Here is a 10,367-nt window from a genome sequence, read left to right as displayed (position 1 = left end):
TGCGCGCGGGCTCTGCCCGCCGACTACCCGGCCTTCGGCCGGGGGCACCGCGGCTGCGCCGCGGTGCGTGGCCCGGCTGCGCCGGGCGTGATCGGGCTGCGCCCGATCGGTGGGGGCGAGTGTGGGGTGTTCGGTAGATGGTGGCTCACTTCTCCTGCGGAGCAGGAGAAGTGAGCGTGAGTCGAGGAGGTGTGGGCCTGCGGCCCTGACGGTGGGTTGGCTGGGGCCGGGCTTCGCCCGATGAGATGGCGGTGGGTGGGCGCTTCGCGATCTCGGGCGGGTGGTGCTGGATGGTCCTGTCGCGAGTTCACTCGTTCGGGTGGCCCGGGGGCGGGCTTCGCCCGCCCTCCTGATTCAAAGACGCAATCCCGCTAAACTCTGTGGTGTTAGGGAGGCTCCGGGGAGGGCTCAAGATCGCGGACTCGATCAGTGTCGTGATCCACTTCCTGTCGTTCCTCGCTCGTTCCGGAAAGAGGAGGCATCCGTCATGGCGAGGAAGCTGCGGCCGAACCAGGAGGAGGCGTGCGGGGCATCGGTCCGGCTCCTGACGCTGCCCGCGTCGGGGGCGGTGCCGCCGGAGGGGCTTCGGTGTCAGATCAGGGCCGCGACGGGGGCGGGCAAGTCGCTGACGGCTGTTCACGTCGCCTCCCGCCTCCACGCGGAGCGGGCACTGGTGCTGGTCCCCTCGTTACCGCTGCTAGAGCAGTCGGTCGGGGTGTGGCAGCGGGAGAGGCGCGGCTGGCGGATGTTCGGGCTCTGCTCGTTGAGGGCCGGCGAGCAGCCGGGGATCAAGTGCACCACGGATCCTGCGGAGCTGGTGAAGTGGACCGCCGGGCCGGGGCTGGTGACGGTGTTCGCCACGTACGCGAGTGTGGGGCTGGGGCACCTGGAGGGGGCCCACCGGGCCGGGTTGCCAGCGTGGTCGCTGGCGGTGGTGGACGAGGCGCACCGGGTGTCCGGGCAGGCAGGGCGGCCGTGGGCGGCGATCTTGGACAATGCCCGGATCCCGTGTGACCGGCGGTTGTTCATGACGGCGACGCCAAGGCTGTGGGCGGTGAAGGAGGACGATCGGGAGCGGGCCGCCGCGGTGGGGATCGAGGCGGCGGAGCTGATCGCAAGTATGGACGACGAGGCGCTGTTCGGGCCCGTCGCGCACGACTACCCGCTCGGGAGGGCGATCTCGGACGGGGTGATCGCCCCGTACCGCATCCTGTGCGTCGACGTCGCAGACCCAGTGCTGCAGGGCCTGGAGCAGCGCGGTGCGAGTGACCGGTCGGTGGAGTACCGGGGGGCTCGGCTGGCCGCGTTGCAGACGGCGCTGCTGACGGCGTGTACGGAGTGGGACCTGTCGCGGGTGCTGTCGTTCCACCACATGGTGGCGGAGGCGCGGGCGCTGAGCACCGGTCTGCGAGAGGTGGCGCGGGTGCTGTGGGAGCGGGATCCGGCGCTGCACCCGCGGCCGGAGCTGGTCGGCACGAGCTGGCTGGAGGCCGAGCACACCCCGGCGGAGCGACGGGCCGCGCTGGGCACGTTCTCCTCGCTGGTCGGCGAGGACGGGTGGCAGCTGCTGCGGTACATCCTGTCGTCGGTGAAAGTGCTCTCCGAGGGGGTGGACACCTTCGACTGCGACAGCGTGTTCTTCGCGGACGTGCGCGGGTCGATGGTCGACTTGGTCCAGGCCGTCGGGCGCGCTCTGCGGATGCACCCGGGCAGCGGGAAGGTAGCCACCATCGTAGTGCCCGTGCTGCTGGGGGCCGACGAGGACGGCGAGCAGCTGCTCACCTCGAAGGCGTACGACGGGCTAGCGAAGGTTCTGATGGCGCTGCGGTCGCACGACGCAGCCTCCGTCGAACGCCTGGCGCTGCCGCAGTCCGAGGCCCGGCCCCCGCAGGAGTCGCGGCACGCGGGGGCTCCGGAGGAGTTCAGCTCCGCCGGTGGCGAGGCGCAGCTGCTGCAGTTCTCCAGCCGACGCGACCCGGCGGTCATCGCGGCGTTCGTGCGGACCCGGGTGCTGGAGCCCGAGCGGGAGGAGTTCCGGCGCGGTCTGGAGGAGCTGCTCGCCTACCGGGAGAAGTTCGGCGACGTGAAGGTGCCCTACGCCTACCGGGCGACCTCGGGGCACCGGGTCGGGGCGTGGGTGGCCGACCAGCGCCGCTACAAGGCCGCCGGGGTCCTGGACGCCGAGCGAATCGCCCTGCTGGACGAGCTCGGCATGGTCTGGTCCGCGTTCGATACCGCCTTCACCGACAACCTGACCGCGGTCGCCGGCTACGCCGCCGAGCACGGACATGCTTGCCCGCCTGCCGACGCCGTGTGGGGCGGGCGCCCGGTCGGCGTCATCATGAAGAACCTGCGCACCGCCCAGCGCCGCACCGAGGCCCTGGAGCGCCGCGCCGCGGCCGGCGAACAGGGCCTGGACTGGACCGGGGCACTGGCCGCCGACCGCAAGGCCGCCTACGACGCCATCGACCCCGCCTGGTGCCCCACCGGATGGTCGGTGGACTGGCAGCGCAGCTTCACCCTCGCCTGGCGCCACGCGAAGGTCGGCGGGACCCTCGCCGGCACCGAGCCCGACGGCGTCGTCGTCCAGGGCGAGGACCTCGCCGGATGGGCCCGCACGCAGCAGATCGGCTGGGACAAGCTCGGCCCCGCCCAGCAGTGGGCCTTGGAGCACGTCCTCGGCCTGGCGCCGCTGACCGCCGAGCAGCGGCCGGCCCCAAAGGTGACCCACGCGGAGAAGGAGCAGCGGAACCTGGCGGCCGCCGCGCAGTACCGGGAGCGCGAAGGGCACCTCACCGTCCCGCGCAAGCACAAGGAGCCGTTGGAGCTGGCCGACGGCACCACCATCGAGATCGGCCTCGGCATGTTCATCGCCAACAGCCGCAGCAGGCGCGCCGACATCCCGGCCGCCCGCGCCGAGCGCCTCGCCGAACTCGGCATGCGCTGGGAGTAGGCGTGTGCCGGAGACGGGCCGGTGGCGGGTACCGATCTGTCGCGCCCCAACAACGCGCAGGGTGGGCGAGCACGGTCTCGTTGGCCGCCATCGCGTGCGCCGGAGCGCCCGTACCCCGCGTTGTGGAGCCGTGTCGGAGCGAGGCAGGCCGAGGACGTGCCCGGCCGTAGTGCACGGGTCGTCTCACCACGTTGCGCACAACGGAGTCGGCCGGTCGAGCTGAGGGGGGTTAGACTGGCAGGTGCCGGTGCGTCGAGTGTCGGCCGCGTACCGCTCCGGTTATACGGAACTGCACCTCGCAGGGTTGGACCTGCGAGGTGAAGAGCGGCTAGCGCCTTCGGGACCGACCAGTGGCTCGCCTAGTTTCGTGGAACGCCGGTCGGCATGGTGACGTACCGGACCGTGAGCCGGTGGGGAGCTGTGACGACGCCCGCCGCCCTTTGGACGGCGCGCAGTGGAGTCTCTGGCCCGATGCCGGGGATGGCAGGTTCAGCCTGCGGCGCGCCAGTCCCCAAAGGGCGTTTTTTCATGAGTATCGACGCGTTCGAGAACGACAGTCTTCCCCCGCTGCTGCGGCGCCCCGACGAGGTGCCGGACCCGGCGCCGGTCACGCAGTTGCGCGGCTTCCGCAAGACCCTGCTCGACAACCCGGTGAACTCGCTGGACGAGGACGCGGCCACCGTGGTCACCGGCGGTGCCGTGGACCCCGTGCTGCTGCGCAAGCTGGTCGAGGCGGCCGGGGAGACCGCCGACGCCGGCCTGCTGATGGCCAAGCCGGTCGTCGGCGGCACCCTGTACGCCATCCCGCCGCACCGGCGGTTCACCGACCTGGACGTACTGCCCGACTTCCTCAACCAGCGGTGGGTGCACAAGCTGCACACCGCGATGGACGACAAGCAGGAGAACAACGCCCCGGTCGTCTACAGGACCTTCATCGACGAGGCGACCGGGCAGCCGAGGGCGCTGTTCGTAGTGCGGGTGGCGGACCGTCAGGCCCTGGCCGACGCGGTCACCGAGAGCATGCGCCAGACGTACGGGGCCCAGGGCCAGCGAAACGTCTACACCGAGAGCGTGCTGCAGCACGGCATCAAGGAGCCGATGACGCTGTTCCTGGTCCGGGTCGTCTACGACGACGGCGTCGAGGAGACCTACACCGTCGCTGGCGACGGCAACAGCCGGCTCGTCAGCATGTGGCTGGCGCGCACTGGCGGCAACATCGACGAGGCGGCGGCGGCGTGCGTCGCCGCCGTGATCGGCCCGGTGGACCGCTCCGGCCCGCGCCGGCCGGCCGACCAGCGCTCGGCCCGCGCAAAGGTGACCGAGATGGCCGCCCGCGTACGCCGCGGCCTGGCCGAGAAGGTCCTCACCGAGGCGACCCGCCGCGAGGGCCACACCCTGACCTTCCCGGCCATCGTGGTGGTCGGCGCCGTCACGGAGGACGGCACCCCGCTGCCCGACCTGGTCGCCGCCCGCGACGACCTGGTGGCCAACCTGCACGTCCACGTCACCCCGTGGGACGAAGGCGCGCAGTACACCCAGGGCATGCAGCGCGTCTACCGGCACGCCCTGCGCGAGCACTTGGTCGACGCCGACACGTACAAGGTGCTGCTCGGCGAGGTCAGCCCGGCCACGATGCACAAGCTCCTCGGCCTGCCGCCGCACCGCCTGTGGTCGGTGGCCCTGCACCAGCAGGGCATGCTCGCCGGTCAGGCTGAGAGGATGAACCGGCTCCTCAAGCAGGAGTTCGGCATCGGCAGGGCCGACCGCCAGAAGGTGAGCGAGCGGATCGCGTCGATGGCGCTGTCCGCCTACCGCAGCTCCCCGGCCATCGACCAGTACGCCCGCGCCCTCGGCAACGGCGGCACCATCACCGACACGGTGTGGAAGCGGAACTGGACGCTGACCCGCGGCACCGACGCCCTGAAGGTCCTCGACGGCATCCTCGAGCGGGCGCTGCTGGACGAGACCAACGCGGTGGCCGAGCTGACCGTGCTCGGCGGCACCGCCGCGATCGTCTCCGGCTTCATCACCCGTGACCGCGGCTCCAAGCTCGCCGCGGCCCGTGAGGTGCGCACCGCGCCGCTGCGGCACACCCCCAACGCCCTGCTGGCGTTGCTGGCCGGCACCCAGGGCGGGCTGCGGATGCTCCACTCCATCGCCTACGCGCACGTCGCGGCCGACCCCAGCATCCTGCCCAAGCAGTTCCACACCGCCGCGCGGGAGATCGACGGTGCGGTGATGCGGGATGGCGAGCCGGTCGTCGACAAGGCCGGCGCGGTGGTCTCCATCGACTACGAGTGGGACCTGGTCTACGCCGCCAGCCCGGTGGAGGCCGAGGCGTCGATCGCCGAGCTCAAGAAGAAGCTCGACGGCAAGACCGGGAGCGGCAGCACTACGGAGACCGAGGACGCACGGCAGCGCCGGATCCTGCAGAACTCGATCAAGGCCGCCAGCCGGGCCGCGTTCACGCTCGCCAAGATGACCCAGACCCACGCCCGTGGCCGTGAGGTGTTCGGCCTCGTCACCAGTGTGGACGCCCTGCGGGTTCAGTTGGGCAGCATCACCGAGACTCTCATCAAGTTCGGCCCCGTGGCCAACGTGATGCCGGACCCGGAGGACGAGTACGAGGACGGTGACGGCGCGTGACCTCGGTAACGATCCCCCGTCAGATCCGTCGGCGGCTCGCCCCCGCCGTCCGCACCCTGGCGCCGCTCCTGGACACCGGTGCCCTCGCCCGCGCCGACGACCCGGCCTCCGGCCTTGGCCTGCCGGGCGACCGTCGAGGCCGCCCGGAGCGAGATCACCGTGCCGCGCGCGGTGTACGTGGCCTGGGATGCCCGGGGCTGGTGCCGCTACATCGGCAGCGTGAACCGCCGACAAGCAACCGCGGTCGGCGACCGGCTCGCCGAACACCACCAGCACCCGCGGCACGGGCCGGCCCGCCGCCGCGACTGGGTGCTGCTGACCGTCCTGCCGATCCGGGCGGACGCGCCGCACGGGGCCGTCCTCGCCGCCGAGGGATGGGCGGCGCGACTGCTCGTCTCGCTCGACGGCGGCGCGCACCCGGTGATCGATCTGATGCTCCCGCCCGACGCGATAGCCGCGCGATCCCCACCCCGCACGGCCCCTGAGCCTGGTACCGGGCGCGGGCGGGTGGGTGGTCGTGACTACGACCACCCACCCGTCGGCTCTCCGGTCAGCCGCCCGACGGCGAGGCGTAGCGGGGTGAGGCATCGGCCGGGTGCTCGGAGACCAGCAGTTCCTCGCTGCTCGGCGCGCAGGATGCCGTCCCGGGCCCAGCGGCAGGGTTGCTGCGGCAGGACGGCGGCGAGACGGCCCCCGGGGTCAGCCGGTACGGCAACGAGTGCGACCACCCGCCGCGGGACGCCGCTGTTCGCCAGGACGACGGGTGAGGTGGCGCCGGCGGCGCGGAGTTCGTGGTCCCACAGGGCTCTCACCGCCAATCAGGCTTTCCTGCAAGGAGGCTGTGTGCTGATCCGGGTCAGGTCAGGTCGAAGTCGTTGGGGTCGAAGTCGAAGTCGTCCGGGCCGAAGCCGCCGTAGCCGGGGCCGCCGTTGAAGTATTCCGCGAGGGCCTGGCCGACGATCTGTCGCACCTCGCCCTCGTTCTCGGCGAGGGCCAGGGCGGCGGCCTGCTCGCCCGTCAGGTTCAGGTGGATGTCGCGGGCGCGGACCGCGTCCGAGCCGCGGATCTCGAAGGTCATGGTGCGGCCGACCCGGGCCCCGATCCCGGAGACGGTGCCGCGCTGGGCCAGTTGCTTGGCCTTGCGCTCCCGGCCGCGCTCGGTGGTCTGCACGTCGACCGCCTCGCGCTGCAGTCGCTCGGCGGCTTCTCCCTTGGGGTGGCGGGTGCCGTCGATCCAGCGGAGCACGGTGCGCGGGGCGACGCCGTAGGCGGCGGCCATGGCCTTGGTGTTCCCGCTATACTTGCGCTCCCGCACCTGGCCGGCCTGCGTGGTGGACTGCACCGGCGCCTTCCTGGAGGGGAACAGCGCCTCGCGCACCCGGCCGAACAGCCCCTTGGCCGCCATCAGTTGCCGCCTTCCTCGTCGTCGTTGTCGGTCTGCTCCGGGGCGATCGGGGTGCCGTCAGTGGTGTAGTGGTGGACCAGCTTGGAGGGGTGCTCCCGGCGCTCCATCGCCTCGACCACGGCCTCCAGGGGGATCGAGGCTTCGTGCTTGTGGCTGCCCGGGGCGATGCCCAGGCGCAGTGCGCCGGGGACCGGGGTGCCGTCGTCCTTGACCGGGAGCAGCTCCAGCGGGGACGGGGCGGCGGCGGCGTACAGGTAGCTGTCCACGTTGACCGCGAAGGGGGCCCGGCCGGTGAGCAGCAGGGTCTTGCGCAGGCGGCGGTGGGCGGCGATGCGGGCGGCGGCGATGACCTGGAAGCGCAGCGCGGGGTCGTAGGACCAGGAGGCGGCGACCTTCTCCAGCCACACCTGGTCGTCCAGGTGGCGGGCGGAGTCGGCCCACTTGCCGATCCCGCCCTTGTAGACGTTCTTGTAGGTCTCCGCGAGGACCAGGGCGTCCGCGCGGACCGGGTCGGTGCCGACGTCCCTGTGGACGGCGTAGGCGGCCAGGAACTCCTCCGGGCTCTGGCCGTCGAACAGACCCAGCTCGGCGTAGGTCCGCTTGTAGCCGCCCCTGATCCGGCCGGTCCACTCTTTGAGCAGCGGTGCGGTGTGGGCGGCCAGGTAGGCGGCGGTGATGGTGGCCTGGTCGAAGCCGTAGGTGGTGGCCATGTAGGCGACCGTGACGGTGGCGTACCAGCCGGGCCCGGTCGGCGGCTGGCCGTGGAAGGTGGCCGGGTGCGGCAGCAGGGAGTCAACCTCGGTGCCGGTGAAGTCGCACCACCACAGGCCGGCGGTCTTGCCGTCCCAGGCCGGGTGCTCCACGTACGCGTACGGGCCGATGGGCAGGCGCAGGGAGTCGGTGACGGACAGGTAGCTCGCGCACACGTCGACTGCGACCGCGAACTGGCGGCCGGCCTCCTCGGTGGTGAGTTCGCGGGCCCACCACTTGTAGTCCTCCTCTTCGCACACCGTCTCTCCCTTGGAGAGGAGTTCGCGGGTGAGCGGGTGGCGGGCCCCGGCGGCCGGCGGCACGCACAGGTCTCCCGAGGGCAGTGCGCCCTCGCGCATGTACGAGGACCACTCCCCCATCGCCTGGTCCTTGGTCCACTCCACGCGGGGGCGCACCGCGTCCAGGAGCAACATCGCGGTCGAGGCCGTGGTCGCGCCGGGGGCGACGCCGAGGTCGGTGGTGAAGGCCCGGTAGCGGCGAGCCAGGACAAGCCCGTCCCGGGTGCCGTCGGGGGCGGTGGCCAGCGGGGCGGCGAGGGAGCTGACGGCCTGCTGGCGGCCGTCGCCCTGGCCCAGCCACGGCGCGATGGTGACCCGCACCGAGGTCTTCGGGCCGCCGGCCGACCCGGCACGGCGGAAGGCGTGGAAGGACGGGCCGATCGCCTCGGAGATCTCCATGCCCACCGTGGCGGCGGCCTTGGCCAGCTTGGCCTGGAGCGCGGCCAGGGCCTTCTCCGTGCCGGGCAGCATGGCGGGCAGGCCGAGCTGCTTGAGCGCGGCGGCGGTCAGACAGACCATGCCGTCGCCACCGCGTCCGGCCGGGTGGGCGCGCTCGACGCGCAGCGGCAGCCCCGTTCCCAGCCACGCGAACCAGTCGCCCAGCTTCGGCCCGGCCGGAGCCGGGATCTGCGGGACGTCCAGCACCCAGCCGCCGCCCTCGGCGACGTCCAGCGCGACCGCCGACCACCAGCGCGCAGCGGCAGCCGTGGCGGCCGGACGCGGCGCAGCCGGACGGGTAGCGGGACGGGACGTCGCCGGGCGCGGCCTGGCCGACGGGGCCGGGGAAGCGGTGGGCGCGGGCCGCACCGGCGACGAGGAAACAGGAGCAGGAGCAGCGGGCGCGGCCGGGGCGGCGACGGGCGCCAGGGCCACCGGGGCGGGCAGAGCCTGGCCCGCCGGAGCCGGGGCCGGCTGCTGGGCGGCCGGTGCGGCGGCCTGGGGCGCCTGGGCGGCGGGGCGGCAGAACCCGCCCAGGTGCATCGGGCGGCCCTGCGCGCGATAGACGGAGGGCTGGCAGCACTGCACGCACGGCGCCGACTCGCCCATCACCAGCGAGCCGTCCGGGTTCTGGTCGAGCAGCGGAACCACTAGGCCGTCACCCGTGTCCTGGGCGGGCGCCGGGGCGGTGAACGCCTGCGGCACGACCGAGACCGGAGCGGTGGGCTGTTCAGGCGCAGGGAAGCGCTCCGCCAGGCCCGCGAGCAGCCGCGCGTAGGCCGGGGCGATGTCCGGGCCCGGAACGGCTGATCCGTCCTCCCAGCCCAACACCAGGGCCGAGTCCACCCGCAGAACCGCGGCGATCTGCGTAGGCGTCAGCCCAGCCGCCAGGCGCAGCCGCTGCCGCTCCGCCGGAAGCGGCAGGCCGGTGTTCACGGCCGCCAGCAGAGCGTCGACGGAGTTGAACAGGTCATCCGACATCAGGGCCGGTCTCCTCAGCGTCCGTTGGGTCGGGTCGGGTCGATCCGCGGGTCGCCGAACAGGGCGTCGAAGACCCGCTCGGTGAGGCAGGCGATCGGGCCCTGCTCGGGGCGCAGCGTGTAGCCGGCGGTGCGCCCGAGATCGGCCACCGCGATCGGGACCTGGCGGCGGTAGTAGAACTCGAGCTCGCGGCCGGCGAACTCCGTGGGCTCGACCACGCCCTGCGCGGGGTTGAACGGCAGGGTGAACGAGGGCAGGCCGGCCACGTCCTCCTCGGCGGCCAGGTGCAGCACGCCGTCGTCGGTGGTGCGGAACGCCACGGCCAGGTCCACGCCGCCGGCTCGGCGGTCGCGCGGGAGCCCGTGGCCCTCCAGGACACGGCCCAGCTGCGAGGGAGCCATGGCGGCCGCGATGCCCAGGGCGCGCCGGTTGGAGTAGCTGTCGCTGGCGTCCGCGCGGGACATGGCCAGCTCCTTGACCACGTTCAGGTGCTGGGTGACGCGGCTGATGCAGGCGACCAGGGCGGTCAGGTCGTCGAAGGCGGAGGCCTGCGGCGGCTCGACCAGCCGCTCGCCGCGCAGGGCCGCGAGCAGCGCCTGGGCGAGGTCGTCGTGCACCTCGACCCGCTCGCCGCCGATGCTGATTCTCACGAGACAACTCCCAAAAAGTAGAATTTAACCAAATACTACGCCCGTCTGCTCTTGGAGTCAAAGAGGAAAGGGCGCGCGGCACTGCTGTGCGCCGGTGCAACTGGCCAGGGGTCGGGGAGGGCAGGCGCGGCCGCCTCCGGCCAACGCGACGCGGGTGCACGCCACTCTGGCCTGACCGGGGGCTGGGAAGACGGTGCCAACCGGGCAGGGCAGCGGCGTAGGGTGTTCGCCACCACGGCGAGTTG

5 protein-coding genes are annotated in these 10,367 nt (G+C 72.8%); 2 read left to right on the top strand and 3 right to left on the bottom strand.

All coding sequences use genetic code 11. From position 1 onward, the window contains the following. Positions 1-487: 487 nt before the first annotated feature. Together OHA30_RS33855 and OHA30_RS33850 are read left to right on the top strand one after the other, a co-directional pair. The gene (locus tag OHA30_RS33855; RefSeq protein WP_328911654.1) at positions 488-2,953 is read left to right on the top strand and encodes a Helicase associated domain protein; all 2,466 of its coding nucleotides are present in this window, start codon (positions 488-490) and stop codon (positions 2,951-2,953) included. Positions 2,954-3,481: 528 nt separating this feature from the next. Beyond that, positions 3,482-5,599, top strand: a complete 2,118-nt coding sequence (locus OHA30_RS33850) for a hypothetical protein (protein WP_328911655.1) — start codon at positions 3,482-3,484, stop codon at positions 5,597-5,599. A gap of 856 nt (positions 5,600-6,455) precedes the next feature. Here the strand turns inward: OHA30_RS33850 and OHA30_RS33845 are convergent. The 3 genes from OHA30_RS33845 to OHA30_RS33835 are packed head-to-tail and all read right to left on the bottom strand — an operon-like array spanning position 6,456 to position 10,122. Next, positions 6,456-7,004 (bottom strand): hypothetical protein, encoded by a 549-nt coding sequence (locus OHA30_RS33845; protein WP_328911656.1) that lies wholly within the window; start codon positions 7,002-7,004, stop codon positions 6,456-6,458. Further along, positions 7,004-9,472, bottom strand: coding sequence for a helix-turn-helix domain-containing protein (locus tag OHA30_RS33840; RefSeq protein WP_328911657.1), 2,469 nt, complete (start codon positions 9,470-9,472; stop codon positions 7,004-7,006). Before OHA30_RS33840 ends, OHA30_RS33845 begins: the two co-directional genes overlap by 1 nt. A 14-nt stretch (positions 9,473-9,486) precedes the next feature. After that, on the bottom strand, positions 9,487-10,122 hold the full coding sequence (locus tag OHA30_RS33835) for a hypothetical protein (protein ID WP_328911658.1): 636 nt from the start codon (positions 10,120-10,122) through the stop codon (positions 9,487-9,489). Positions 10,123-10,367 lie beyond the last annotated feature (245 nt).

It is taken from the genome of Streptomyces sp. NBC_00223 (genome assembly GCF_036199905.1).
In the GTDB taxonomy this organism is placed as follows: domain Bacteria; phylum Actinomycetota; class Actinomycetes; order Streptomycetales; family Streptomycetaceae; genus Actinacidiphila.
Note: the sequence above shows the minus strand (reverse complement) of the source record. Positions and strands in the feature narration are given on the sequence as shown.

Excerpts from the sequence above, each read along its gene's own strand:
- OHA30_RS33840 (WP_328911657.1), bottom strand. The coding sequence starts at position 9,472 with ATGTCGGATGACCTGTTCAACTCCGTCGACGCTCTGCTGGCGGCCGTG.
- OHA30_RS33845 (WP_328911656.1), bottom strand. The coding sequence starts at position 7,004 with ATGGCGGCCAAGGGGCTGTTCGGCCGGGTGCGCGAGGCGCTGTTCCCC.
- OHA30_RS33850 (WP_328911655.1), top strand. The coding sequence starts at position 3,482 with ATGAGTATCGACGCGTTCGAGAACGACAGTCTTCCCCCGCTGCTGCGG.
- OHA30_RS33855 (WP_328911654.1), top strand. The coding sequence starts at position 488 with ATGGCGAGGAAGCTGCGGCCGAACCAGGAGGAGGCGTGCGGGGCATCG.